The sequence below is a fragment of the Adhaeribacter terreus genome (assembly GCF_042657365.1).
Taxonomy (GTDB): Bacteria; Bacteroidota; Bacteroidia; order Cytophagales; family Hymenobacteraceae; genus Adhaeribacter_A; species Adhaeribacter_A terreus.
This window is the reverse complement of the sequence record NZ_JBHSKT010000003.1, coordinates 57,892-84,782: the sequence shown is the minus strand read 5'-3', so window position 1 is coordinate 84,782 and position 26,891 is coordinate 57,892. Positions and strand designations below refer to the sequence as shown.

Below are 26,891 nucleotides of genomic sequence, written 5' to 3'. Positions count from 1 at the left end.
TACGCTACATTATCTTTTAAAAACGATATGCTTTTGGTCTGAAAAAGTCGGAAACAAAAAACCTCACAGGCCTTAGAGACCTGTGAGGTTTAACCTTAAATTTCCTGAACTTCCGGCACCGGATGCAGAATTTTAAAAACCAGTTCTTTCAGAATATCGGCATCAGACATATTTCCGCCTTCAATTCCTTTGCTTTGCAGATCGGCTACGCGAATAAAATGAATGATCTGTTTCGTGCGCGGATAACCGAAGGTTCGCATCGCGTTCAGATAATCTTTCGCAAAAAACGGACTCACACCCAGCGCTTTGGCAATGCCGGCATCCGATTTATCTTCGGCAAAGAAACCCGTAAGCACTTTATTGAAAAACCCAAAAAGTAAACTTAAATTCGGAATAACCGGGTTGGCTTTCGGGTTGGCTTCGAAATAATTGATGATGCGGTTCGCTTTCAAAGCATCGCCCATGATCAAAGCCGACTGCAGCTCAAAAATATTGTAATCCTTGCTGATCCCGATGTTTTCCTGCACCAGTTTTTCATCGATCGTCTGCCCTTCTTTTAAATTAATGGTCAGCTTATCGATTTCATTGGCCTGCCGCGAAAGATCGGCGCCAATGTATTCGGCCAGCATTTGCACCGCTTTGGGCGAGATCTGCAGCTTTTTATCTTTGATGTAATTGTTGATCCAGGCCGGGATCTGGTTGTCGTAGAGCTTTTTGGTGGTGAGCATTACCGCGTGCTTGCTCATGGTTTTGCTCAGCGACTTGCGGCCATCCAGGCTTTTATGCTTGAATGCAAACACCAGCACGGTACTCGGCAGCGGATTCTGCAAATAAGCTTCCAGCGCTTTAATACCGTTTTCCTTTTCAATATCCGGAATGCTTTGCGCTTCTTTTACAATTACCACGCTGCGTTCGGCCATCATCGGGTAGCGTTTAGCCTGGCTCAGAATGGTCAGCACATCTGTATCTTTGCCGTACAGCACCACCTGGTTGAAACCCTTATCCATCTCGGAAAGCGCATTTTTCTCGATGTAATCCGAGATCAGATCGATGTAATACGGTTCTTCGCCCTGCAGGAAATAAACCGGCGCGTATTGGTTTTGCTTTAACTTCTGTAATATTTCGTCGGCGGTAAGAGCGGCCATTTAAATTGCTGATTGTTAATTGTTGATTGTTTGAGTTTTTGGGCGGAAAAGGATATCGTTTTTGATCTTAAACTAATAACTACTAAGCGATCCCAAAGTCAATTATTGAAAGAATGATTACTATCAACCAGGTAAAGAAAAAATATTTCAATGCTTTATTTTTCCAATTGAGTTCCTTGTTCATAATTCCCCTTATCAGTACCCATAAGGTCAATCCTAAACCTATTAGAATTACCAAAACTTTAATCAAAGTTAAAGCTAAAAGAAGATTATTATCCATCACTTGTTGATTGTCTCAGTTTTTGGGCTGAAAAGGATACCGTAGTTTAGTTTAAATGATAAACTTAAAAAAACTTCCTTAAAAGGTTACCTAAAAATATAGCTCCTGTTGCAATAATAAAAACGGCCAAACTCATAATAACTAAGTATCCAATTTGCTTCAATTCCATTAAAAAGAATGAGATAAAAGCTAAAATAAAAATGAGAATACTGTTTAGAATCCAGTTATTTTTTGAGCCTTGTTTATAAAAAATAAGAAGATAAATTTTAGAATAAAGATAAATTAGAAAAAAATAATAAAATGGCAAAAAAGAAGTATTCCAACGCAAAATCTAAACCTTCATCATAGATTGTATAAATAAAGGCAGCTACTAGAATTGGAAGATAAACACGAACTGTAACACTTCTAAAGTATTTTATTACTAATGCCTTCAAATACTCTAAGAAAGAAACAGTAGATTTATTTTCATTTATCATTTTTTGTCCACCCAAAACGCTATCCTTTCCCCTTCAAAAACTCAACCTCCAACAAAATTACCGGAACTATAATGAAGGAACAAGCGAAGACTAATATCTTTGCCGGATAATTACGTTCGAACTTGGGCCAAAATGATATGGTTTTGCGCCCAAAAAGTCGAACAATCGAAAATCGAACAATCGAATAATCTCAAAAAAATGGATTTTATAGAAGAATTAAAATGGCGCGGCATGTATTTCGACGCCATGCCCGGCACCGATGAATTACTGAAAAGCGAAATGGTAACCGGCTACATCGGCTTCGACCCGACCGCCGAATCGCTGCACATTGGAAACCTGGCTACCATTATGTTGCTGGTGCATTTGCAGCGCGCCGGCCACAAACCAATGGCACTCGTGGGCGGCGCCACCGGCATGATCGGCGACCCAAGCGGCAAAGCCGCCGAACGCAGCTTCCTGAACGAAGAAACCCTGCGCGCCAACCAGGAAGGCATCCGGAAACAACTCGAGAAATTCCTCGATTTTGAAGCCGGAAAAAATGCCGCCGAAATGGTAAACAATTATGACTGGTTCAAGGATTTTTCTTTCCTCGGTTTCCTCCGCGACGTAGGCAAGCACTTAACCGTGAACTACATGATGGCCAAAGATTCGGTGAAGAAACGCATCACGGCCAGTGAAGAAGATGGTCCGGCTTCCGGCCTCTCCTACACCGAGTTTACTTACCAGCTTTTGCAGGGCTACGACTTTTTCCATTTGTACAAAAATAAAGGAGTAAAACTGCAAATGGGCGCTTCCGACCAGTGGGGCAACATCACCACCGGCACCGAACTGATCCGCAGAATGGACGGCGGCAAAGCTTTTGCGCTTACCGGCAACCTGGTTACCAAATCCGACGGTACTAAATTCGGAAAATCGGAAGGCGGCAACATCTGGCTCGATCCGGAAATGACTTCGCCCTACAAATTCTACCAGTTCTGGCTAAACTTATCTGACGAAGAAGCCGAAAAACTGATCAAGGTTTACACCCTGCTTTCCAAGGAAGAGATCGAACAGATCACAGCCGAACACAAAGAAGCGCCGCATTTAAGAATCTTACAGAAAGCCCTGGCCAAAGATGTAACCACCCGCGTGCATTCTTCTTTAGATTACCAGGCAGCCGTAGATGCTTCGGAAGTTTTATTCGGCAAAGGCGATATCAATACACTGAAAAGCCTGAATGAAGCGACTTTGCTTTCGGTTTTTGAAGGCGTGCCGCAAATTGCAATTTCCCGCGCCGATTACGAAGCAACTCCAACCGTAAGCGACCTGTTGGCTACGGCTTCAAACGGCATTATTTTTAAAAGCAAAGGCGAAGCCAAGCGTATGATAGCCGACAACGGCGTAAGCATCAATCGCGAAAAAGTACAAAACGCCGAAGCCGCTTTAAACTACGAATTGCTTCAGAATAAATATTTAGTGGTTCAGAAAGGAAAGAAAAATTATTTCCTGATTTCTGTGAATTAAGCTTAACAAAGCCATTTAACGCAAAAAAGGCGGTTTCTTTCGAAACCGCCTTTTTTGTTTGATGAGGTAAGAGGATGATTACTTTTTACCGCCTTTAGCAGCCGGAGCAGCAGCTTTTTTAGGAGCAGCTTTCGCTTTTGCAGCAGGAGCAGCAGCAGTACCAGCAGCGCTGTTTTTCATATCCTGAACCTCTTTTCTGATCTCCTGAGCCATGTTTTTCAGGTCTTGCATGCCTTTACGTACACGAGTACCGGCAGCAGAATTTTGCTTATCGTAGAATTTCTCGAAATCAGCTTCTAAACCCATGATCAGGTCTCTTACTTGGCCAAAATTGTTCTTGCTCATTAGTGCGTTTGTTATTGGTTAAACATTAATATTTGATTGCTCTAATATACAAATATTATGAATACAAGCAAATAAGGCACTTTTTTTTTCAAAAATGAGCAAATTATTTTAGACCGCTACCGCAGGCTTCGAGTACAGACCTTTATCTAGTTTTGCTGCAATTTTCTCGAACGCATCGATCGTCTCTTTTACGTCGTCTAACGTGTGTGCAGCCGTAGGAATTAAACGCAGCATGATCACGTCTTTTGGTACAACCGGGTACACTACAATAGAACAGAAAATATTGAAATTCTCTCTTAAATCAAGCGTTAACTGGGTTGCATCCGGAATTTGTCCGGCCAGTAATACCGGCGTAACCGGTGAAGTAGTGGTACCAATGTTGAACCCTTTTTCGCGTAAGCCACTTTGCAGCGCATTTACGATGGTCCATAACTGGTCTTTCAGTTCCGGCTGGGTTTTCAATAATTCCAGGCGTTTCTGCGCACCAATTACCAACGGCATCGGCAAAGATTTTGCAAAGATCTGCGAACGCATGTTGTAGCGCAGGTAATCGATCACGTATTCTTCACCGGCCACAAACGCACCGATAGAAGCCATCGATTTTGCAAACGTAGAGAAGTAAACGTCAATGCCATCCTGTACACCTAAATGCTCGCCGGTACCGGCACCGGTTTTACCCATGGTACCAAAACCGTGGGCATCGTCCACAAATAAACGGAACTCATATTTATCTTTCAGGGCAACAATTTCGCGCAGGGCGCCTAGGTTACCGCTCATACCAAATACACCTTCGGTAATAACCAGAACGCCACCGCCATTTTCGTTGGCCAGTTTCGTAGCGCGTACCAATTGTTTCTCAAGGCTTTCAATATCGTTGTGCTGATAAACATAACGTTTGCCCTGGTGTAAACGCAGACCATCTATAATACAGGCGTGCGATTCCGCATCGTAAACAATTACATCGTGGCGGTTGCAAAGCGAATCGATAATAGAAAGTACGCCCTGGTAGCCAAAATTCAATAATAAACCGGCAGGTTTCTGCACAAATTCGGCTAATTCTTCTTCCAGTTTTTCGTGATGATTGGTATTTCCGGACATGATACGGGCGCCCATTGGAGTAGCCATACCATATTGTGCTGCTGCTTCTGCATCTACTTTGCGTACTTCCGGGTGGTTAGCCAAACCCAGGTAGTTATTTAAACTCCATGTTAAAACTTCCTTTCCGCGGAATTTCATGCGGGGTGCAATTTCGCCCTCCAGTTTCGGGAAGGTAAAATAACCGTGTGCATAATGAGAGTGACTGCCTAAAGGACCGCGGTTAGCCGCTAACTTTTCAAAAATATCCACTGCTTATACAGGTTAAAATGTTGGAAATCAGGTAATAAAATACAGGCGAACGCTTGTATGGCAAATTGTTGCGCAAATTTAACTTATATCTTAGCTATTTCCAACCTTAATACAAGGCTTTACTTTTTACTTTGAAAAGAATACCGTTTCTTTGAAACTTCATTCAGAACTGAGTTTTTATTTTAATAGAGCATGACTAAAATCAGAAAAATTTTAGTGGCCAATCGTGGCGAAATTGCCTTGCGCGTAATGCGTTCGGCCAAAGAAATGGGCATTAAAACGGTAGCGGTTTATTCCGAAGCCGACCGCCAGGCGCTGCACGTGCGCTTCGCAGACGAAGCCGTTTGCCTGGGCGGACCAAAATCTGCCGATTCGTACCTGCGCGGCGATAAAATTATTGAAGTTTGCAAGCAGCTTGGTGTAGATGCCATTCACCCGGGTTACGGTTTCCTTTCTGAAAATGCCAATTTTGCCGAAATGGTAAAAGCCGCCGGTCTGATCTTCATCGGTCCTTCTCCGGAAGCCATTACTTTAATGGGTAGCAAACTGGCCGCCAAAGCCGCCGTGGCCAATTACAACATTCCCATGGTACCCGGCACCGCCGAAGCCATTACCGATATTGCTGCAGCCAAGAAAATTGCTGCAAATATTGGTTTCCCTATTCTTATCAAAGCCAGCGCCGGTGGTGGTGGCAAAGGCATGCGCATTGTAAACGACGAAGAAAGCTTTGAAGAACAAATGCGCACCGCCGTTTCCGAAGCCATTTCTGCGTTCGGCGATGGCGCCGTTTTCATTGAGAAATACGTAGGTTCGCCGCGCCACATCGAGATCCAGGTTTTGGGCGATACGCACGGCAACATTGTGCATTTATTCGAGCGCGAATGTTCTATCCAGCGCCGCCACCAGAAAGTAATCGAAGAAGCGCCATCAGCCATTTTAACCCCGGAAATCCGCGAAGCAATGGGTAAAGCTGCAGTAGATGTAGCCAAAGCCTGCTCTTATTACGGCGCCGGAACGGTAGAATTCCTGATGGATGAAGACAAGAATTTCTACTTCCTGGAAATGAACACGCGCCTGCAGGTTGAGCACCCGGTTACCGAACAAATTACCGGTCTTGACCTGGTTAAAGAGCAGATCAAAATTGCCGAAGGTGAAGCGCTTTCCTTTAAACAGGAAGATCTGAAAATTAACGGCCATTCTTTAGAGCTCCGCGTTTATGCCGAAGATCCGAAAAATAACTTCCTGCCTGATATTGGAAAACTGGCGCAATATAAACGTCCGCAAGGCTTGGGCGTGCGCGTAGACGATGGTTTTGAAGAAGGCATGGAAATTCCGATCTACTACGACCCGATGATTGCCAAACTAGTAACCTTCGGCAAAGACCGCCAGGAAGCCATCGAAAAAATGCTTCGCGCTATTGATGAATACAAGATCACCGGCATCGAAACCACGCTCCCATTCGGTAAATTCGTTTTAACCCACGAAGCTTTTATTTCCGGCAACTTCGATACTAAATTTATTGAGCGCTATTTCACACCGGAAGTTTTGAAAGAGCAAACCAAACAAGATGAAGTTGAAATTGCCGCTGCTCTTGCTGCCATGCTCATGGACAAGAAAAAACCCGACGTAAAAACGAATGTCAAAGCTTCTGCTGTAGCCACTTCAAACTGGAAAAAGAACCGCCTGAACTAAAAAACGGTAGGGTTTTAGACTGAAAAAGTCTGAAGTTGTAGTGAAATTCAAACCTGTGAGGTTTTAAAAAACCTCACAGGTTTTTTTATAGAAAACGGTAGGGTTTTGAGCTGAAAAAGTAAAAGCCTGCGAAATAGATATCGCTGGCTTTTTGGATTTTATTTAAACCAGTAGCACAGGGTTTAACCCAACGCTACTGAAATTAGACGTCGTTAGTGGTGTTTTCACAATGGCTGTCAGGCTCTGTCAGGCTAATTATCTGCGCCACTGTAGAGACGTAATACTTTACGTCTTTCACAGCATTGCGACCAATTATCAGATTTAATTTAAGCCATGAACCTGCTTTAAACCTGAACGCTATAATGCCTCAAAAGGAGACGTAAAGTATTACGTCTCTACAGGAAAAAACTGTTTCAAATCCTCTTAGACTAACGGCTATGCTGTTTTCACCAAACCTTAGTCTACCCTTTACACCAGATCGAACAAATTCTTCACGCCAACATTCCGTTCTACCGTAAATCCTTCGCCAAACTCCACGCCAATTAAATGGCCGAAATCACGGGCGCGGGCTTCCAGAAATTTCATAAACTCAGGGCTCGAAATATACGTATTCGGTTCAGCATTATTTGGATCAAAGAATTGAGAACTGAAAGCGCGGATGGCTTCCGTTTTCTTTTCCCAATGGGCTGAAATATCAACTACAAAATCGGGTGTATGGCGACGATCCTGAATATAATGATACACGTTTTTCGGGCGCCAGGCAGCCTGTTTTTCGCTGTTTTCCCCTACAGTTTCTATCATTTTCAGACCCGACAAAAAGCAGCTTTCTGAAACCAAAACGGAACCGCGACCATGATCTGAATGACGATCCGAAATGGCATTCATCAGCACAATTTCCGGTTGGTATTTTCGAATGGCCTGAATAACTTTTAACCGATGTGGTTTATCGTTTTCAAAAAAACCATCGGCCATGCCCAGGTTTTCCCTCACATGAATCCCCATGATCTTGGTCGCCGCCTCCGATTCCTGCGATCTGATCTCCGGCGTTCCCCTGGTTCCTAATTCGCCGCGCGTAAGATCTACAATTCCTACTTTTTTTCCCTGAGCAATGTGCGAAAGCAAGGTGCCGGCACAGGAAAGTTCAGCATCGTCGGGGTGAGCAGCAAAAGCCAGTATATCCAGTTTCATAGTTCTCCTGAGTTTGTATTTTAACGAATGCGTAAACTACGGCCTAGTTTTAAAACAGTTTTGCCGGTTATGCGGTTCAGGCGCATGATCTGCGCTTGCGAAACGCCATATTTACGGGCAATTTCGGAGATCGTATCACCGCTACGCACTTTATGATATGCCGCTCGGCGAGCACTGGTTGCTCCGCTCCGACTGCCACCTTTCTTGTACTTAAGTGCTGAATTGTAATAGTTAAAAAGCGCCGAAGTAATCGTAAAATCTTTACTGATAAGTTTGTAATCCGGGAAATCATAAAGTCTTTCCGGGTCGATCGGATTACCTTCATAACGCACTTCGTAATGCAAATGCGGGCCGGAACTGCGACCAGTGCTGCCACCTAATCCAATTGCCTCACCAGCCTTCACAAAGGTTCCAACGTTTACTAATGGCCGCGACATGTGTCCGTAGAGTGTTTCAAGGCCATTGTAATGGCGCACCACAATGTAATTCCCGTAACCGCCGCCATCCCATTTCGAGATCCGGATCACGCCATCGAATGCGGCATAAATGGTATCGCCGGTATTCAGATCTATATCCGTTCCGTAATGCCAGCGGTAACCCCGGAAACCAAAATCGGAGGTGATCGGCGTTTTCTCGAGCGGCATTTTCGCGTAACGCTTCTTTTCCGGTTCTTCCAGGTGAATGTGCAGCGTATCTTTTAAATTGCGGCCATCTTTGCGATAAGGGTTTATATTATGGGTATCCCAGATGGCATAATATCCGGCCACTTTTATCCAGGTACTGTCAATCAATACTTCTTCTGACATTTCCACAATCTGCTGCTCACCAAGATCGAGCGTAGAAGTATCTTCACTTACAATAGAAAGCTGTTTGCTTGGGTTAAAAAACACCGAGTTTGCAGCATCAGAAGTATCCTCCGGAAATTCATCATATTCCACCAGAATGGCAGTATCAGGCCGCACGTACTGAATTTTAGGAGCCTTGATCTTGAACATATCTTTCCGGGATTTCTGGATAGATTTAGCCGGAGTTGTTTTTACGGGTGGTTTCTTTCCCTGCGCCATAACAGAAAAACTGCTGAGCATCAGTAAAAAAAACAAAGTTAATCGGACAGAATAAGTTTGCATTTAATAGATTTAATAAGCGCCGGAAATGAACCCGGCACCGTTAGCATTTTGGCTTAAAGCGTTGTATTACAAACTGATAACACAATTTTCTTAGTATGCTTTAAACCAGATCTCAATTAATGAATTCCCTGGGCCGCTAAATAACGCTCTGCATCCAGCGCCGCCATACAGCCTGAACCAGCAGCCGTAACAGCCTGGCGGTACATAAAATCCTGCACATCGCCACAGGCAAACACACCGTCTATATTGGTTTTGGAAGTACCCGGAATTGTTTTCAGGTAACCGTTTTCGTCGTGCTCCAGATATTTCTTAAAAATATCTGAATTTGGCTGGTGGCCGATTGCAACGAAGAAACCCTGTACCGGAATTTCGCTCATTTCGTTGGTTACAACATTTTTAACCCGTACTGCTTCCACAACATCCGTACCTAAAATCTCATCGGTTACAGAATTCCATAAAACTTCGATATTCGGCGTATTTTTAACGCGTTCCTGCATAATTACCGAAGCTTTCATTTCGTGGCGCCGCACGATCATGTAAACTTTTTTGCACAGGTTTGCCAGGTACGTTGCTTCTTCAGCAGCCGTATCGCCGGCGCCTACAATGGCTACATCCTGACCACGGTAAAAGAAACCATCGCAAACCGCACAAGCCGAAACGCCATTGCCATTCAAACGTGCCTCCGATTCCAGCCCCAGCCATTTAGCGGAAGCTCCGGTAGAAATAATAACCGTATCGGCTGAAATTATTTTATTGCCATCTATAGTAACTTTATGCGGTTTACCACTGAAATCTACCTCAGTAGCAATACCATAGCGCACATCGGTGCCAAAACGTTCCGCCTGTTTTTTAAAGTCTTCCATCATCTCCGGGCCTTTTATACCATCCGGATAGCCAGGATAATTCTCTACATCGTTGGTAATGGTAAGCTGGCCACCAGGCTGCAGCCCTTGATAAAGAACGGGATTTAAGTTGGCGCGGGAAGCATAAATTGCCGCAGTATAACCTGCTGGACCTGAACCAATTATCAGACATTTAACGTGTTCTATGTCAGTCATTTTCGTGTTTCGTAATTCTTTAGAATACAATATTACAAATTAATGCTTAACCTTTTACCATTATGCGGCCGCGCAGGCAGTTTTTAGGCCCCAAACCATAACGTTTTTTGGGTTGTAGAGACGCAATACTTTGCGTCTTTTCACGGTCTGCGGAAAATTTACGATGTGCGCTACCTGATAAATTCCTAAGAAATATTACTGCGATTTAATTTATGTATAGAATGGATTATTGTTGCCGGTGCTTCGAGCTAGACGCAAAGTATTACGTCTCTACAATTGGTATTTAACTAAAACCAATCCCAAAACCACATAAAAAAACCCGACTGGAAAGCCGGGTTTTTCGGGTAATTTCACTACCGTTTTTTGTTAACCTAAATACGGTTTCAGGGCTTTGCTGCGCGAAGTATGACGTAAACGACGGATCGCTTTTTCTTTGATCTGGCGCACACGCTCGCGGGTTAAATTGAATTTCTCGCCAATTTCTTCCAGCGTTAAAGAATGCTCTCCGTTCAAACCGAAATAAAGCGTAATTACGTCGGCTTCACGTTTGGTTAAAGTAGATAAAGCGCGCTGCACTTCTTTACGAAGCGAGTCGTTCATCAAACCGGTATCCGGAGATTCTTCGTCTTCGTTTTCCAGTACATCTAGTAAGCGGTTTTCTTCACCTTGTACAAATGGCGCATCTACTGATACGTGACGGCCGGAAATTTTCAGCGTATCAACAACTTCAGAAGTCGTTAATTCCAATACTTCGGCAATTTCTTCCGGAGATGGCTCACGCTCAAATTTCTGCTCCAGTTCAGAGAAAGATTTGGAGATCTTGTTTAAAGAACCTACACGGTTAAGCGGCAAACGCACAATACGAGACTGCTCAGCCAAAGCCTGCAGAATAGACTGACGGATCCACCAAACGGCGTAAGAAATGAATTTGAAACCACGGGTTTCGTCAAAACGTTTGGCCGCTTTGATCAGACCTAAGTTTCCTTCATTAATTAAATCTCCCAACGATAAGCCCTGGTTCTGGTACTGTTTGGCTACCGAAACCACGAAACGTAAGTTCGCTTTGGTCAGCTTTTCCAGCGCAAACTGGTCGCCTTCCTTTATCCGCTGAGCTAACGTTACTTCTTCATCGGGCGTAAGCAAATCCACTTTACCGATTTCCTGCAGGTATTTATCCAGCGACTGGCTTTCGCGGTTCGTGATTTGTTTACTGATCTTGAGTTGTCTCATTGGGGTATTGGTCTAAAAAAATATTATTTACTTTAATTGAAAAATCGTTTCCGGTTTGATTGGGTAACGCAGAAATACGCACCAAAAGTTCGGTAATCCCCCTAAATAAAAAACGGTAGGCAAAACCGGTAAAAAACTGCTAAAGGTACAACCGCCGAAGCAGATGTACCTTTTCAGTTTCTATATTAAAACTACTGGGGAGCTTGCTCTGTTTGTTTTTCCGGTTTAGGCAATAACGCTTTGCGCGAAAGTTTAAACTTACCTGTCTTCTTGTCAACGTCCATCAGTTTTACCTGAATTTCTTCGCCAATTTCCAGTACGCCTTCCAGGCTTTCCAGACGCTCGTGCTTCACTTCAGAAATATGCAGCAAGCCATCTTTGCCCGGCATAAATTCTACGAAAGCACCATACGGCTGGATCGATTTCACTTTACCGGTGTAAACATCGCCGATCTCCGGAACTGCAACAATTGCCTTGATCTTGCTCACGGCATTGTCCATATTTTCCTGGTTCGTGGCGAAGATATTTACGTGGCCTTTCTCATTTTTCTCTTCGATAATGATAGTAGCACCCGTATCTTTCTGGATCTGCTGAATAACTTTACCGCCTGGCCCGATAACCGCACCGATAAATTCTTTATCGATAATGATGTTGAATGAACGTGGTGTATGTGGTTTATAATCGGCAGCCGGAGCAGAAATGGTTTTTGCCATTTCACCCAGGATATGTAAACGGCCAGCTCTTGCTTGCTCTAACGCTTGTGAAAGCACTTCGTAAGATAAGCCCTGAACTTTAATATCCATCTGGCAAGCCGTGATACCGGTTTTAGTACCCGTAACTTTGAAGTCCATATCGCCTAAGTGATCTTCATCACCTAAGATATCTGAAAGAACCGCAAATTTACCCGTTTCAGTATCGGTAATTAAACCCATCGCAATACCAGAAACCGGTTCTTTGATCTTCACACCGGCATCCATCAGCGCAAGCGAACCCGCACAAACAGTAGCCATAGAAGACGAACCGTTAGATTCCAGAATATCAGAAACGATACGGATGGTGTATGGATTTTCTTCCGCAGAAGGCAATACTTTTTTCAATGCACGCATCGCCAGGTTACCGTGACCAACTTCACGACGTCCCGGACCACGGTTTGGCTTCACCTCGCCGGTAGAGAAAGCCGGGAAGTTGTAGTGCAGCATGAATTTGTTAGTGCCAGAGATCATGGCGCTATCGATCAGCTGCTCATCCAGTTTAGTACCTAACGTTACAGTTGTCAAAGACTGGGTTTCGCCGCGGGTAAAGATTGCAGAACCGTGCGTTGAAGGCAGGTAATTCACTTCAGACCAGATCGGGCGAATTTCGTCCAGTTTACGGCCATCCAGACGAACACGATCGTTCAGGATCATGTTGCGCACCGCTTCTTTCTCCACGTCGTGATAATACGTACCGATCATGCCGGCATCGTAAGTATGGTCGTCGCCTAAAGATTCGACGAATTCAGCTTTAGGGGCACCAAAAGCTTTTTTACGTTCCGCTTTGTTCGGGTTGCCTAACTTGGCAGCAGCGTAAGCTTTGTCGTAAAGTTCACGCTTGATGCGCTCGCGTAATTCTTCGTTATGGCTTTCGTGCGAGTATTCGCGTTTGGTAGTTTTGCCAACCATTTCGGCCAGTTCCATCTGCGCTTTGCACTGAATTTTAATAGCTTCGTGAGCAAACTTGATCGCTTCAAGCATTTCTGCTTCAGAAACTTCGTTCATTTCACCTTCCACCATCGCTACGCTGTCGTAAGAAGCACCTACGATCAGTTCAATATCGGCGCGGGCAATGTCAGAAGTTTTAGGGTTAATAACCAATTGGCCGTCGATACGCGCAACGCGTACTTCAGAAATAGGGCCGTTGAAAGGAATATCGGAAACTGCTAAGGCAGCAGAAGCGGCTAATGCGGCAAGCGCATCTGGCAGAACTTCAGCATCAGCAGAAATTAAGTTAATAATAATTTGGGTGTCAGCGTGGTAATCTTCCGGGAACATCGGGCGAAGAATCCGGTCAACCAAGCGGGAAATCAGGATCTCATAGTCAGAAAGACGGGCTTCTCTTTTCAGGAAACCACCGGGAATTTTACCGGAAGAAGCGAATTTTTCCTGGTAATCTACAGAAAGCGGCAGAAAATCTACGCCTTCTTTGGCAGTTGGAGCAGAAACCACGGTAGCCAGCAACATGGTGTTGCCCATTCTTACTACTACCGAACCATCGGCTTGTTTAGCCAGTTTACCGGTTTCAATACTGATCTCACGGCCGTCGGCCATGATAATGGTTTTGTTAATTGCGTTGTACGACATCTTTATATCTTTTGCATCATCTGAACAAAATTACCCCTTTGGTAATTTTGCATTTGGCGCGTTATTTGTGGCAACGGCCGGCCATAAAAACAGAACAGGGAATTCGTATGTTGAATTCCCTGATCTGCTTGTGCTAATATTACTTTCTGATACCTAACTCAGCGATAATAGCGCGGTAGCGGTTAATATCGTTTTTGTATAAGTAGTTCAACAATCTTCTTCTTTTACCTACCAGCTTCAATAAGCTTAAACGGGTAGAAAAATCTTTTTTGTTAACCTTCAGGTGATCTGTAAGGTGGCTAATGCGATGGGTAAACAAGGCAATCTGAGATTCCGGTGAGCCAGTGTCAGTGGCTGTCTTGTTAAAACCGCTTTTCGCAAAAATTTCTTTCTTTGTTTCAGTTGTTAATTTCATGAACAGAATTAAATTTTATTGTGCAGCTATTTATTTATGAAAGTGCAAAGGTAATGAGAAAATCACGAATCCTAAAATATTTTTCCGGATATATATTAAAATCCGGTACAATAAATACTGCATCTAAAGTTGCGGTGCAAAAACGGTAGGCTTTCCGGCTTAAAAAGTCAGTGCAGAACTAAAAACAAGAAAAACGGTAGGGTTTGGAGCCGTAAAACTATGAAGCAGTTTTCAGCCGTTAAACCATAGCGTTTTTAGAGTTTATTGCGCTTCAGTTTGCTCATTAAGCGGCGGTACATGTCAAACTCCAGTAAAGCCGAATCGTTGCGGGCCTGGTAAAGGAAGAATAAACCGATTGGCAGCAAGATCAAATTGGCCGTCCACATGCCTTGTACTACCGGCAAAAGCCCTTCCCTGCCCCATTTTTCCCCCAGAATTGAAAGCACATAAAACGTAATGAAAAACAAGATAGAAATAAGCACCGGCACGCCCAACCCGCCTTTCTTAATAATGGCTCCGAGCGGCGCCCCGATCAGGAACATGATAAGGCAAGCGGCAGATTGCGTGTATTTGCGGTAGATCTCGATCTCAAAATTATTGGTTTCGCGCTTGGTATTTTGCAAACGCTCCACAAAACTCTGGGTAAAACTGCGCAGGTTACGCGCTTTATTCGTGGCCGATTGCAGAATAAACTGGTTTACCGGCGGAACTTCCTTCTGTATTTTAGCATCGGCCGAAAGCGGCTTGTTGCCAACTATTGGTTGCGTGGAACGGAAATAGGTATAATAAGGCGTAATGTTGGTAGAAACCAGCTTGCTTTCGCGCGCAACTTGCCGCTCCAGCGAATCGGTTACGTATTTCAGCTGGTTAATATTTTTCATCATTTTGTTCTCGGCAAACAACTCTTCGCGCGTGCGGTCAAGGTTGAAAGACGATAAATTGAACATGATGCGGTTTTCGCGGAAGCTCTGCCGCACAAACGGTGTGCCATCGTCGCGCAGGTTTTCGTTGGCTTCCTCTACAAAAGTTTTGCCGTTAAAAAGCTCAATCGACAGGTATTTATCGTCAAACTTGGTGGTCATAATGCCGGAATCGGCGAGAATTACCGCTGTATTGCCGCGACCCTGCGTGTGGTCGTAAATAATTACGTCGCCCAGCGTTTGTCCATCGCTGTACTTTTTCCCCACTTTAATGCTGTAACCCGGAATTCCGTTGTAAAAAGAGCCTTCGCGCAAATCTAACGATGGTTTTTTCTGCCGGATATCCCAAAGTAAACTATATGCTTTCAGATTGGCTTTCGGAACAATATTATTGTTGAAGAAAAAAGCAAAACAGGAAACCAGAATGGTAAACACAAAAATGGGCAATAATGCGCGTACCAGAGAAATGCCGGAGGTTTTAATTGCCGTTAGCTCCATATGTTCGCCCAGGTTCCCGAAGGTCATAAGCGAAGAAAGCAACACCGCCAGCGGCAGCGCCACCGGCAGCATATTCATGCTGAAATACATGAGCAGCTCCACAATTACGGCAAACCCCAGATCCTTCCCTACCAGGTCGTCGAGATATTTGAGCATGTATTGCGTAAGCAGAATAAACTCTGCAATGGCCAGGGTTAAAAAAAATGGCCCGAAAAAGGACGAGAGAATGAGTTTATCTAGTTTCTTCATGCAGCAACGTAAGGGGCGCAAAGCTACCGGTTGTAAAACAAAAATGGTAGGGTTTTAGCGCAAAAAAGTGCTTAGCCCCCTATTATTTCGCGTAAACTCTGAATCAGGTTGTCCCAAAGTTCTTCCATTTCTTCTTCATCCTGCTCAGAACTGTAATCCGTTACGCGTAAAAACTGCTCGCCGGTAAGTTCGCTGGTCTCAATGGTAAAATCTACGTAATCGGCATCGGCAACGGGTTGTTTATTTTCATCCAGGAAAACGATGCGCACCGAGCGGTTGCTCCGCACATTGGTAAGTTCTGTAAAGTGATCTTCTTTATCCCAGATGATGTTGTAAACATTGTTGCTCAGAATATTTACGTTATCGGCAAACCAGCGGGCTAACCCGGAGGCAGAACTCAGGTAAGGATAAATAATTTTAGGTGAAGCATTGATTGCATATTCGCGGACAAATTTAACTTTAGAGGCAGGATCATTCATGGTAGTAAGCATAAATCGGAAAAAAATTAAGCGGATACTATATTCATAACGTGACCCAATAAAAGAAATTATTTTCTTGAAAAAAAATTTGCGAATGTAAATCTGTTTTTGCTACCTTTGCATCATCAAAACGGCGGGGTAGCTCAGTTGGTTAGAGCACAGGATTCATAACCCTGAGGTCGGCAGTTCGACCCTGCTCCCCGCTACTGATTTATTGCTTTAAAGCCTGTAACCTAACCAGTTACAGGCTTTTTTGTTTTTTAAGATTTATTTGTGCTGTGCTCAACTAAAAACGATAGGGTTTTGACTCTAAAAACTCTAATGCAAAATTCTTTACCTCCCTCTTTACCTCAACTGAAATCCATAAATTTTGGCAGGTTTACTGTTCAAAAAAATAAAGCTATGAAAACAAAACTATTGGCCCTGGCACTTTCATTAAGCAGCTTCCAAGCGTTGGCTCAAATCGAAGAAATTTATGAAAGAAGCACGATTACAATCCGCTCCGGTATCAGTGTTCCCAAAGGCGCTTTCGGTGATAAATCAAATGCAGGTGAAAAAGCCGGCTTTGCCGAGCAGGGTTACCACATAGCTGCCGAATACAACGGTTTTATAGATAACTATTTTGGCCTTGGCTTAACATTCGGAATTCGCCGCAACCCCTTCGATATTGAAGCTTACTCAGAACAAAAGGCTCCGGTAAAATACTATATCCACACCAATTGGCGAACTAATTATTTGCTCGCTAATGCCATTTTTAAATACCCGTTAGCTCCAGTGTTAGCAATATACATGAAAGTTGGTGCGGGAGCTTCTTTTAATACGCACCCCGATATTAATTCTACAGAATCTAAGAAAACTTTACCGGAATTTCTTTCCAAAACCCAGGGCTTTGCCTATGGAATAGGCAGCGGCATAAAATGGCAAGGCAAAAAGATTGGAACGAACTTCGAAGTTTATTCTTTATACACAAGCGCAAAATTCTGGCACAACAACGTTACCACTAAGAAAGATTTAGATGCTATTAATTACAGTTTCGGCTTATCTTACAAACTGAAATAAGGTGTAAAAACGCTATGGTTTTTGCCCTGAAAACCATAGCGTTTTGGAATACCGAAAATAAAAAAGGCCCCGGAAATTCCGGGGCCTTTTCTTTGCAAAATTATCAATTCGTTATTTTACTTTTTCTACTATGCCTTTGAAAGCTTCCGGGTGGTTCATAGCTAAGTCAGCCAGAACTTTACGGTTTAAGTTGATATCTGCTTTTTTCAAAGCGCCCATAAACTGGGAGTAAGACATGCCATACTCACGTACACCCGCGTTGATACGCTGGATCCACAGGCCACGGAAGTCACGCTTCTTAGCTTTGCGGTCGCGGTATGCATATTGTAAACCTTTTTCAACGGCGTTTTTCGCTACCGTCCAAACGTTTTTACGACGGCCAAAGTAACCTTTGGCCAATTTCATTATTCTTTTTCTTTTGTGTCGTGCTGCTACGACGTTAACCGATCTAGGCATTTCTGTACTTTTTTGGTGACTGGCGATACCGTTTTACGGGCATACTTGGGGCCGGGCACCGGGTTAAACATTTAAAAAATTACTGTAATCCGAGCATGTGTTTTACGCGGTTCTCATCTGCTTCGTGAACTAAGCCGATGTGCGTAAGACCTCTTTTCTGCTTGGTGGTTTTCTTGGTCAGGATGTGGCTTTTGAAAGCGTGTTTACGCTTTACTTTGCCAGTACCTGTCAGGCTGAAACGCTTCTTAGCGCCTGATTTGGTTTTTACTTTAGGCATAATATATAGATTGATTGATAATTTTTCTTATTAATTAAGCTTTTTTAGGTTTCGGCGAAAGGAAGAGGAACATCCGTTTACCTTCCAGCTTTGGCAACTGGTCTACTTTCGCAAAATCTTCCAGCGCTTGCGCAAACTTCAGCAGCAATACTTCACCGCGTTCTTTAAACACAATCGAACGGCCTACAAAGTGTACATAAGCTTTAACTTTTGCGCCACTTTCTAAAAAGGCTTTAGCGTGCTTCAGCTTGAACTCAAAATCATGGTCATCGGTATTCGGGCTGAACCGGATCTCCTTCTGCACCACTTTCTGCGTTTTCGCTTTCAGTTCGCGCGATTTTTTCTTCAGATCGTATTTAAACTTTGAATAATCAACGATGCGGCAAACCGGCGGTTCCGCTTTCGGCGAAATCTCTACCAGGTCCAGGTTCTGCTCGCGGGCCAGGCTCAAAGCCTTATCCAGCGGGTAAACACCCGGTTCCACATTCTCACCTACCACCCGTACTTCGCGGGCCGTAATGCGTTGATTAATTTTATATGGCTCTTCGACAACTGCCCGCATCGGGGTGCGTCTGTTCATAGTAGCTATAAATTGTTCCTCCTTAGCTTAGTTTTTACAATCAGGGTGCGAATATCGGGTATTTTTCCGACAAATGAAAACAATACCCCATTTATTGGGCAAAAGTTTCCTCAATAATATTTTTAAAGTGCTCAACAAATACGTCAACGGTCATATTTCCTAAGTCGCCTTCGCCGTGCTTCCGTACCGAAACGATCTCATTTTCCTGTTCCTTCTCGCCTACAATCAGCATGTAGCTCACTTTCTTCACTTCCGCATCGCGGATCTTACGGCCGATCTTTTCGTCGCGATTATCGATGTAGCCCCGAATTTCTTCCTGCATTAAACGATCATAAACCTGCTGGGCATAATCCTGGTATTTCTCCGAGATCGGCAGAATGGCGAACTGTTCCGGGCTTAACCACAGCGGGAAATTACCGGCGCAATGTTCGATCAATACGGCCACAAAACGTTCCAGCGAACCAAACGGCGCACGGTGGATCATAACCGGACGATGCTTTTCGTTGTCAGAACCGTTGTATTCCAGTTCGAAACGCTCCGGCAAATTGTAATCTACCTGAATGGTTCCTAACTGCCATTTCCGGCCCAGCGCATCACGTACCATAAAGTCCAGTTTCGGACCATAGAACGCGGCTTCACCAAGTTCGGTTACAGTTGGCAGGTTCTTTTCGTAAGCCGCTTCCACAATTGCTTGTTCGGCTTTTTCCCAAAGTTCGTCGCGGCCAATGTATTTCGCTTTGTTTTCCGGATCGCGCAAAGAGATCTGGGCAGTATAATCATCGAAACCTAAAGTCTTGAAAGTATAGATTACAAGGTCTATCACTTTCATGAACTCTTCTTTTACCTGATCCGGGCGGCAGAAAATGTGCGCATCGTCCTGAGTAAAGCCGCGCACGCGGGTTAAGCCGTGTAATTCGCCGCTTTGTTCGTAACGATAAACAGTACCAAATTCAGCTAAACGCAACGGCAGGTCGCGGTACGAACGCGGTTTGGTTTTATAGATCTCGCAGTGATGCGGGCAGTTCATTGGTTTCAGGAAGAACTCTTCGTTCTCATTCGGAGTGCGGATCGGCTGGAAAGAATCGGCGCCGTATTTCTCGTAGTGGCCGGAAGTTACGTAAAGTTCTTTGCTGGCAATGTGCGGGGTAACAACCGGGCTGTAACCAGCTTTGATCTGAGCTTTACGCATGAATTGCTCCAGACGCTCGCGCAGCAGCGTTCCTTTCGGTAACCACAACGGCAAGCCTGCTCCTACTTTTTCGGAGAAAGCGAATAGCTCCAGTTCTTTACCCAGTTTGCGGTGGTCGCGTTTTTTAGCTTCTTCCAGACGCTCCAGGTATTCGGTCAGCTCTTTTTGTTTCGGGAAGGTGATAGCGTACACGCGGGTAAGCTGCTTGCTTTTTTCGTCGCCACGCCAGTAAGCCCCGGCCACGTTCATCAGCTTCACGGCTTTAATAAAACCGCTATTCGGAATATGCGGCCCTTTGCAAAGATCGGTAAAATTGCCTTGGTGATAGAACGTGATCGAACCGTCCGGCAGATCTTTCAGCAGGTCTAATTTATATTTATCGCCTTTTTTGGTGAAGAAATCGATGGCATCGGCTTTGGAAATTTCCTGGCGTTCGAAAACGCTTTTCTCTTTGGTAAGCTCCAGCATCTTTTTCTCGATGGCGGCAAATTCATCCTGACTCAGGGTTTTATCACCTAAATCGATATCGTAATAAAAGCCATTCTCAATAGCCGGACCAATACCGAATTGTACGCCCGGATGCAACGCTTCTATAGCTTCGGCCATTAAGTGCGCTGACGAATGCCAGAAAGTTGATTTACCTTCCTGATCGTTCCAGGTTAAAAGTTGTACCGTGGCATCTTCGTTTATCGGACGGGTAGAATCCCATACTTCACCGTTCACTTTGGCGGCAAGTACGTTACGGGCCAATCCTTCCGAAATGGAGGAGGCAATTTCAAAACCGGTTACGCCTTTTGGAAACTCACGAATGCTTCCGTCGGGCAGGGTAATCTTTATCATATCGTAGAAAAAATTTCTATATTAAAATTGGCCGGACCGTTTACTTTTTGCAGTTGTATCCATAGCGTTTTTCGGTTGACGATTCAGGCGATGGACCGCTTTCAGAGCAAAACTGTTTTCCGGCTGTTTTTGCAAAACTACATTATATTGCTGTAATGCTTCTTCTCCCCGGCCGGATTTTTCGTAACTGTCGGCTAAAAGCAGGTTAAGGTTCGGCAATCTATCGGCATAACGCAAACCGTTTTCAAAATAATTCACGGCTTCGGCATATTTATCTTTGTTGTAGGCAATCACCCCTAAATTGTAGGTAGCCAGATACATAGCTGTATCGGCGCGCAAAGCTTTTTCAAAACTGGTGGCAGCGCTGTCAGCAAGATTTTGCTTCACTAAATTCACGCCTTCGTTATAATGCAGAAAAGCGTTGCTGGCATCGAACCGCAAACCTGACTGAATATACTGATGCGCTTCGCCGAATTTCCGTTGTGCCGTGTGGATCTTAGCAAGCTCGTTATAGGGTTCTACAAATTCCGGCGCCTGCTCAATAGCCGTCTGGAAATTGGAAATAGCGCGGGTTGTATCGCCGCTTTCGGCATAAACAATGCCTTTGTAGAAATAGGCAAACTCGTTGAAAGAAGAAAGCTTTAATGCCTGGTTCAGGTAATCGATGGCTTGCTGATATTGTTTTACAATAATGAAAATTTCTCCCATCAGAATATACAGCTCGGCGTGCCGGTAATTTTTGGTTTCAGCAGCTTTAGCAGAGCTTAAAGCCGCTTCCAGACGATTAAGGGCGCGTTGGGCTTTAGCTTTCAGGAAAAAATATTCACCGTTGGTTGCGTCAATAGAAATTGCCTTTTCTGCATCTTTGAGTGCTTCTTCGTTTTTCTTTATATCAAGATAAGCACGGCAGCGTTGTGCATATAAACCCGCCGCTTTCGGTTCCCTTTCAATCGCTTCGGTCAGGCGTGCAATTTTTACATCCGGTTTATCGGCAACTGTTTTCAGGTCCATCATTTTTTCCTGAGTTTTGTCCTTTCCTGAACAAGACCCTAATAAACCCATAATTAATAACCCGTAACAAAATTGCAACCGCATTGGCTCTTAAGTATTCTTTTTTTGTTTTTGAAAACAGCTGCTAAAGTATTAATATTTTCTCAGAATTGCCTGTTTTGGGAGGTAGAAATAGCGGTATGGGAGTTTTATGCTTGAAAAGCATAGCGTTTTTCCGTCATCTCGACGTCAGGAGAGATCTCTTCGTATTAGTAGTTTGGTTCGCTATTGACTTTTTGAGCTTGAAAGGATAGCGTTTTTATGTCTTTCTGAGCGCTAGCGTAGGACCTCATCGGCGGCTAGCAGTTTTTTGACTAAAAGTGCTAGCATTTTTTAAACACCATTTTGCTAAACAGCTGACTTTTAACTTTCATCGGCAATTTATTCCCTCAAGCCGGGCGGCTTCGTTTCTATGTTCGCGGCTGCACCCTTTCCTTTGCTTGCGCAATTTTGCTAAAGCAAAAGCCGGAAAGTGCGGAGGCCGCTCTCACAGAAACTGGTATCATTCACCTTCGTAGTCAGCTTCTTTTTTAGTTTAGTTTTCTCGGGTACCGTGGTTTTCAGGCGACGCTGCGCTGGCGAAATGTGTGAGATTGAAATGTAAATGGTTCTAAATTCATTGTCGTCTGCTTTAGCTGACGATTTTAAAGCTCCCCACTTTTTCAAGGAGGGGTTAGGGATGGTTAAATCTATTAATCCCTGAATCTGACGAATCTCAATTCAGACAATTGTCCTGAAAATCCTGAACAAAATAACTGTTCAGCCAATCATACCTTGCTCCATTTTTACTTTTTCATTCCGTAATCCTACCCATTCTACAAATTGAACTGCGCAGCTACTTTAATGCCGAAATTATTGGCATCGGGATTATTGCGGTAGGTTAAGCGGTGAAAAGCCTGTACCCGGAGAAATTTAAAAATGTTCTCAAAACCATATCCAACTTCGGCGTAAGGTACGCCATTAGAGAACTGATTAAACGTTTCAAGGTCACGCCCCTGATGATCCTGCGGAGGCAACAATGCTAAATTTGCGTCGCTTAAATGGCCGTACAGAATATTGCCGGTTAAAACCATTCTCCACTTTAATTTGCTTACTAATGGAATGCTGTTCAGGCCAAAACCTTCTAAATGCTGGTTGTAATGCAACGAAGCGTAACTGTCGGAAGCAAATTCAAAATAATTCATCAGTGTGAATGCGTTACGGGTGTAAAACGGCGTTTCGTTGCCCAAATGCACTTCCAGGAGCGGGTACGGAACTGTTGAGAAAATCCGTCCGGCTTCCAGTTCGTAGCGGCCCGTTCCTAAAATACCCATCGGAATATCCTGCCTTACATTGGCTTCCAGACGCTGATATGAAACGTCGGAGCCCAGCGCATTTTTCAGGCCCAGCAAATACCGCAGATTGAAAACCGGCCATCCTTTATTGCCTAAGCTTATCCGACTGTTTTCCGATTGCAGGAACATTTCATTATTAGCGAAGCGGGTATCGAAGATAATTTCCGAAGTTGAAAAACTGTTTTTTAACACCACGCCATTTTCGTTGCTATCGAAAACGTAGGAAAAAGGGAACAGAGGATTAAAACTGCGCTGACGCAGGGTTATGCGTTCGGTAAATCCTTTAAACAATTCCCGCTGGCCCCAGATCTCCGTTTCGTGCTGGCGATATGGGCGTTTTAATTCCCCGAAACGACTGGAAGCCAGAAATAAAGCATTATCGCCGATCTTTTCGGTTTCTAAACCAATTTGCTGCAGGTCTTCTTTATCCGAAATTCCAACTTCGGTCCATTTACGGCGCGACAAAATGGCCCTGCCCGAAGCGCGGTATTTAAAACGGCCATCGCGGGTACCGTATGCCCCAAAACCACTGAACTCGATTTTGCGACTGAATTCAGGATTGGTTTTAAAGCCTACCTGGAAACGGTGCCCCTCAATATTGTTGAAAGCATACGTGTAAGGATAAGGTCCCAGATCAATTTTACCAACGGTTTTATAACCATTAATAATGATATTAACGATCTCTACATACGTTTTCACCGCCGGAATTTCCCGTACCGAATCGATCATAGCATAAACGTGTTGTTCGGTGGCGCTTAAGCTGTCGTGGCGGTTTTCATTCCAGAAAGTATCATTGTGTTTCAGAGCTTTTTCGGCGAGTTCGACCGGCTCGGTATAAAATTTCAGCGGTTGCGGCTGGTTTACCTGAATGTTGCGGCTGGATGTATAAATTTTAGCCAGCATGCCCGGCCTTTGCTTTCCAACGCTTATAATTTTAACGAGTAAACGTGTTTTCACCGGCAGATACGGCCCTGCCGAAGTTGGTTGCAATTCCTGCTGGATCTTTACTTTTTCAATGAAGTTTAAGTTCGCAGATTTTCCTACACTCAAATCAACCTGCCGCAGCGCATAATTCTCTTTCGCGATCCAGATATACCCGCCAAAAACCAGGTCCTGAGCGCGGCGCGGAATCACTTTTAATTTGTAGCAATAAACGCCGTTTATGTAGAGGCTATCTTCCAGATCGTAATCGTAATACAATTTCCAGCCATCGGCTATCGGGCTTACGAATTCCTTTTTCAGCAAATTCATCCGGTTGTCGTAGAAATTATATTCCTGAAACGTTGAACCGATCAACTGCGATATCAGGCTACCATCGTCCATACCAATGCCGGTTACTTTGCTGGCTTTAATGATCTCCTTGGTTTTCTTCGGGTTCTTCAGGTAATAAAAATCGGAAAGCGATTCAGAAATAAAGACCGGCAGAACAGGTTCGCCTTCATCGCCGGCTATTAATTTTATACTGTCCAGTATGGAAGTGACCGGTTTAATCAGGCTGCGCTTTTTAAAGGCATCGGTAATATTATCTACGTCCAGCTCAATTTTGTTGTAGCTTTCGTATTGGTAAGCGCTAAGCTTTTCTTTATTGTTAAGCGCTTTATGCGCCACTACCTGCCGCAGAATTTTAAACGCCGGATTTTCGGTTGGCCTGATCAATACCTCCGCCAAACTGGTAGAATTATCCTGAAGCTGAAAATTTATGGTTTGTACTTTTTCATTCGTAATCGCTTTGGAGCGGGTAATATAACCCACGTAAGAAACCGTGAGGGAATCGGAATTCGGAACAGCTTTAAAACTATAATTTCCATCGAAATTGGTAGTGGTGCCGAAATCGGAGTTTTTAAAATATACGCTCACAAATGGCAATGGCTCACCGGTTTGAGCATCGATCACGCGGCCGTTAAATACTTTTTCCTGCGCCAGCAAAGCGCTTCCGGTTACAAAGAAAAGTAAGAAAAAAAGTAGTTTTCGTTTCAAGGCAGTACCTTTTTAGGTGAACTTCAGGTTCAATTCGGCTTTTGTAAATATAAGGAATTTTCCGATGTATAACATCCATTCAGAATCGTTTGAAATAACTTCGGAACGGAATATGCGTTAGTGCAGAAAAACAGCAAAAAAGGTGCCGCTCCATGGATCTTGATTTTTTTAAAGATATCAAATATCAAAGCCACGAACAATTTCTCCTGAACCTGGTTATTACGGCAATTATTTCCTACGGGATCGGACAATTTTACGTTAAGTTCGGTACTTCTATTTCCAACCGGAAAAAATACGCACAGAATTTCCTGTTGCTTTCGCTTACCACCATGCTGATCATTTATATTGTAAAAGCATCGGTGGCACTTTCGCTCGGTCTGGTAGGCGCATTATCTATTATCCGCTTCCGCACGGCCATTAAAGAGCCCGAAGAACTTGGTTATTTATTCCTGAACATTGGTATCGGTTTAGCCATGGGAGCCAACCAGGTTTTTGTAACGCTCATTGCTGTAACGGTTATTTTAATACTACTTTTCGGCCAAGCTTTACTGAGTAAAAAAGAAGCCTTCAGCACTTCCGAACACATGTTCATAAACATTCTGTGCCAACGTTCGCAAGTAGATCCGATTCACGAAATTCTGAAGCAGCATTTTAAAAGCATTCTGCTTAAACGCATGGATAATTCCGGCAACATGATCACGCTTTCGTACCAGATCTCAACCACAAATATGGACCTCGTGATCCAAGCCCAGGATGCGCTCGCCGCCTTTTCCAACGACATTGAATTCTCCTTTATTGAACAACGAAACCTAGTGTTTTAATTAATGATTAATTATTCTGGGAGATTTAATTTAACCGGATTAGAAATTTAAAAAAAAACAGGAAGGAGAAAGTGTCAGTTTTCAGACCTAAAAGACTACCGTTTTCAAAATGTAATATCATAAACAGTCTTTCTCCTTCTTTATTAAACATTAAACTTATATCATTATCCATTAATCATTAATCATTAATCATTAGTCATTAAAAATTAATCCTTAAAAAATGCTGCGTTTCGAGCGAAAATTCCGGGCTGAGAATGTAACATTTGAGGAAGTGCTGTTAATATTGTCGCAGCACCGTTTGTCGTTTCGCAAAGCGTTTCCAGACCGGTACATCAACAGCATTTACCTCGATACACAGGAACTGGATTATTACAACGATAATGTTGCAGGTTTGTCTGATCGGGTGAAGCAGCGCATCAGGTGGTACGGCCCACAACTTGACCATATTCACGATCCAACTCTGGAAATAAAGATTAAGGAAAACCAGGTTGGTTACAAGCGTTATTCAGAACTACCTTCGTTTAAACCCGGCGGCGATTTCTCTTATGAATTGTATATGAAGCAACATTTATGGCTGGCTTCGAACAATATTGAGCCAACGGTAATGGTACGTTATCTTCGCTCCTATTTCCTTTCTTTCGATAAAAAAGTGCGCATAACCGTAGACCGGCAGCAAGCCTTTTACCCCGTAGATAAAAACCTCAATTTCAACATTCAGCCTTACAGAGATCATACCATTATTCTGGAACTGAAATATCCGGCTGACTATACCAAAAGCTACAATCACATTAGCCAGGATCTTCCATTCCGCATGACCCGGAATTCAAAATATGTACAGGCAATTATGGCTTGCTACGGCTAAATAAATACAGTAAAAACGCTATGGTTTTCAGCCTAAAAAGTCAGAATAATAAAGCGCAAAACGCTATGAATTTTCACTGAAAAATCTGAGCTAAAAGGAAATGCAAAACGCTATAGTTTTTCTATTGAAAAGTAAAATAAAGCGCATTGCCTTTA

General features: G+C 43.7%; 21 protein-coding genes, 1 tRNA gene and 1 pseudogene. 6 read left to right on the top strand and 17 right to left on the bottom strand.

Annotation, left to right across the window (positions count from 1 at the left end):
- Positions 1–95: 95 nt before the first annotated feature.
- On the bottom strand, positions 96–1,145 hold the full coding sequence (holA, locus tag ACFPIB_RS05710; RefSeq protein WP_378016469.1) for a DNA polymerase III subunit delta: 1,050 nt from the start codon (positions 1,143–1,145) through the stop codon (positions 96–98).
- Between the two features lie 954 nt (positions 1,146–2,099).
- Between holA and tyrS the strand changes: the two genes are divergently transcribed.
- On the top strand, positions 2,100–3,404 hold the full coding sequence (gene tyrS / locus ACFPIB_RS05705) for a tyrosine--tRNA ligase (RefSeq protein ID WP_378016468.1): 1,305 nt from the start codon (positions 2,100–2,102) through the stop codon (positions 3,402–3,404).
- Between the two features lie 168 nt (positions 3,405–3,572).
- Here the strand turns inward: tyrS and ACFPIB_RS05700 are convergent.
- Positions 3,573–3,749: pseudogene (locus tag ACFPIB_RS05700) on the bottom strand (histone H1); the annotation flags it as partial.
- Positions 3,750–3,857: 108 nt separating this feature from the next.
- The gene (locus tag ACFPIB_RS05695; protein ID WP_378016467.1) at positions 3,858–5,096 is read right to left on the bottom strand and encodes an aminotransferase class I/II-fold pyridoxal phosphate-dependent enzyme; all 1,239 of its coding nucleotides are present in this window, start codon (positions 5,094–5,096) and stop codon (positions 3,858–3,860) included.
- 192 nt (positions 5,097–5,288) lie between these two features.
- On the opposite strand from ACFPIB_RS05695, the gene accC reads away from it, so the two are divergent.
- Positions 5,289–6,788 (top strand): acetyl-CoA carboxylase biotin carboxylase subunit, encoded by a 1,500-nt coding sequence (gene accC / locus ACFPIB_RS05690; protein ID WP_378016466.1) that lies wholly within the window; start codon positions 5,289–5,291, stop codon positions 6,786–6,788.
- Between the two features lie 468 nt (positions 6,789–7,256).
- Here the strand turns inward: accC and bshB1 are convergent, their stop codons facing one another.
- The 8 genes from bshB1 to ACFPIB_RS05650 all read right to left on the bottom strand — a co-directional run bounded on the left by bshB1 (position 7,257) and on the right by ACFPIB_RS05650 (position 16,303).
- Positions 7,257–7,976 carry a bacillithiol biosynthesis deacetylase BshB1 gene (bshB1, locus tag ACFPIB_RS05685; RefSeq protein WP_378016465.1) on the bottom strand — a complete coding sequence of 240 codons (720 nt, stop codon included), beginning with the start codon at positions 7,974–7,976 and terminating at the stop codon, positions 7,257–7,259.
- 20 nt (positions 7,977–7,996) lie between these two features.
- Entirely contained in the window at positions 7,997–9,061 is a 1,065-nt protein-coding gene (locus tag ACFPIB_RS05680) for a peptidoglycan DD-metalloendopeptidase family protein (protein ID WP_378016464.1), read from the bottom strand.
- A gap of 158 nt (positions 9,062–9,219) precedes the next feature.
- On the bottom strand, positions 9,220–10,161 hold the full coding sequence (trxB, locus tag ACFPIB_RS05675; protein ID WP_378016463.1) for a thioredoxin-disulfide reductase: 942 nt from the start codon (positions 10,159–10,161) through the stop codon (positions 9,220–9,222).
- Between the two features lie 366 nt (positions 10,162–10,527).
- A complete protein-coding gene (locus ACFPIB_RS05670) occupies positions 10,528–11,391 on the bottom strand; it encodes a sigma-70 family RNA polymerase sigma factor (RefSeq protein WP_026464485.1) in 864 nt (287 codons plus the stop codon).
- Positions 11,392–11,582: 191 nt separating this feature from the next.
- A complete protein-coding gene (gene pnp / locus ACFPIB_RS05665) occupies positions 11,583–13,730 on the bottom strand; it encodes a polyribonucleotide nucleotidyltransferase (RefSeq protein WP_378016462.1) in 2,148 nt (715 codons plus the stop codon).
- A gap of 139 nt (positions 13,731–13,869) precedes the next feature.
- Complete coding sequence (gene rpsO, locus ACFPIB_RS05660; protein ID WP_378016461.1) at positions 13,870–14,145, bottom strand: 30S ribosomal protein S15; 276 nt, start codon at positions 14,143–14,145, stop codon at positions 13,870–13,872.
- Positions 14,146–14,399: 254 nt separating this feature from the next.
- Positions 14,400–15,812 (bottom strand): LptF/LptG family permease, encoded by a 1,413-nt coding sequence (locus tag ACFPIB_RS05655; protein WP_378016460.1) that lies wholly within the window; start codon positions 15,810–15,812, stop codon positions 14,400–14,402.
- Positions 15,813–15,883: 71 nt separating this feature from the next.
- On the bottom strand, positions 15,884–16,303 hold the full coding sequence (locus ACFPIB_RS05650) for an START-like domain-containing protein (protein WP_378016459.1): 420 nt from the start codon (positions 16,301–16,303) through the stop codon (positions 15,884–15,886).
- Positions 16,304–16,423: 120 nt separating this feature from the next.
- Here ACFPIB_RS05650 and ACFPIB_RS05645 point away from each other — a divergent pair.
- Both ACFPIB_RS05645 and ACFPIB_RS05640 read left to right on the top strand, forming a co-directional pair.
- Positions 16,424–16,497, top strand: a tRNA-Met gene (locus ACFPIB_RS05645).
- Between the two features lie 115 nt (positions 16,498–16,612).
- Positions 16,613–17,350, top strand: a complete 738-nt coding sequence (locus ACFPIB_RS05640; protein ID WP_378016458.1) for an outer membrane beta-barrel protein — start codon at positions 16,613–16,615, stop codon at positions 17,348–17,350.
- Positions 17,351–17,461: 111 nt separating this feature from the next.
- Here ACFPIB_RS05640 and rplT read toward each other — a convergent pair whose 3' ends face one another.
- From rplT to ACFPIB_RS05610, 6 genes are all read right to left on the bottom strand, one after another.
- On the bottom strand, positions 17,462–17,806 hold the full coding sequence (gene rplT / locus ACFPIB_RS05635; RefSeq protein ID WP_150904295.1) for a 50S ribosomal protein L20: 345 nt from the start codon (positions 17,804–17,806) through the stop codon (positions 17,462–17,464).
- Positions 17,807–17,885: 79 nt separating this feature from the next.
- Complete coding sequence (gene rpmI, locus ACFPIB_RS05630) at positions 17,886–18,083, bottom strand: 50S ribosomal protein L35 (RefSeq protein WP_150904294.1); 198 nt, start codon at positions 18,081–18,083, stop codon at positions 17,886–17,888.
- A 34-nt stretch (positions 18,084–18,117) separates the two neighbouring features.
- Positions 18,118–18,663, bottom strand: a complete 546-nt coding sequence (infC, locus tag ACFPIB_RS05625) for a translation initiation factor IF-3 (RefSeq protein WP_378016457.1) — start codon at positions 18,661–18,663, stop codon at positions 18,118–18,120.
- A 91-nt stretch (positions 18,664–18,754) separates the two neighbouring features.
- Complete coding sequence (gene thrS, locus ACFPIB_RS05620; RefSeq protein WP_378016456.1) at positions 18,755–20,692, bottom strand: threonine--tRNA ligase; 1,938 nt, start codon at positions 20,690–20,692, stop codon at positions 18,755–18,757.
- A 21-nt stretch (positions 20,693–20,713) separates the two neighbouring features.
- Positions 20,714–21,706: a tetratricopeptide repeat protein gene (locus ACFPIB_RS05615; RefSeq protein ID WP_378016455.1), complete on the bottom strand. Its 993-nt coding sequence runs from the start codon at positions 21,704–21,706 to the stop codon at positions 20,714–20,716.
- Between the two features lie 851 nt (positions 21,707–22,557).
- Positions 22,558–25,053 (bottom strand): DUF5686 and carboxypeptidase-like regulatory domain-containing protein, encoded by a 2,496-nt coding sequence (locus ACFPIB_RS05610; protein WP_378016454.1) that lies wholly within the window; start codon positions 25,051–25,053, stop codon positions 22,558–22,560.
- Between the two features lie 152 nt (positions 25,054–25,205).
- Between ACFPIB_RS05610 and ACFPIB_RS05605 the strand changes: the two genes are divergently transcribed.
- Positions 25,206–25,874 carry a DUF4956 domain-containing protein gene (locus ACFPIB_RS05605; protein ID WP_378016453.1) on the top strand — a complete coding sequence of 223 codons (669 nt, stop codon included), beginning with the start codon at positions 25,206–25,208 and terminating at the stop codon, positions 25,872–25,874.
- 220 nt (positions 25,875–26,094) lie between these two features.
- Positions 26,095–26,736 (top strand): VTC domain-containing protein, encoded by a 642-nt coding sequence (locus ACFPIB_RS05600; protein ID WP_378016452.1) that lies wholly within the window; start codon positions 26,095–26,097, stop codon positions 26,734–26,736.
- Positions 26,737–26,891: the final 155 nt, after the last annotated feature.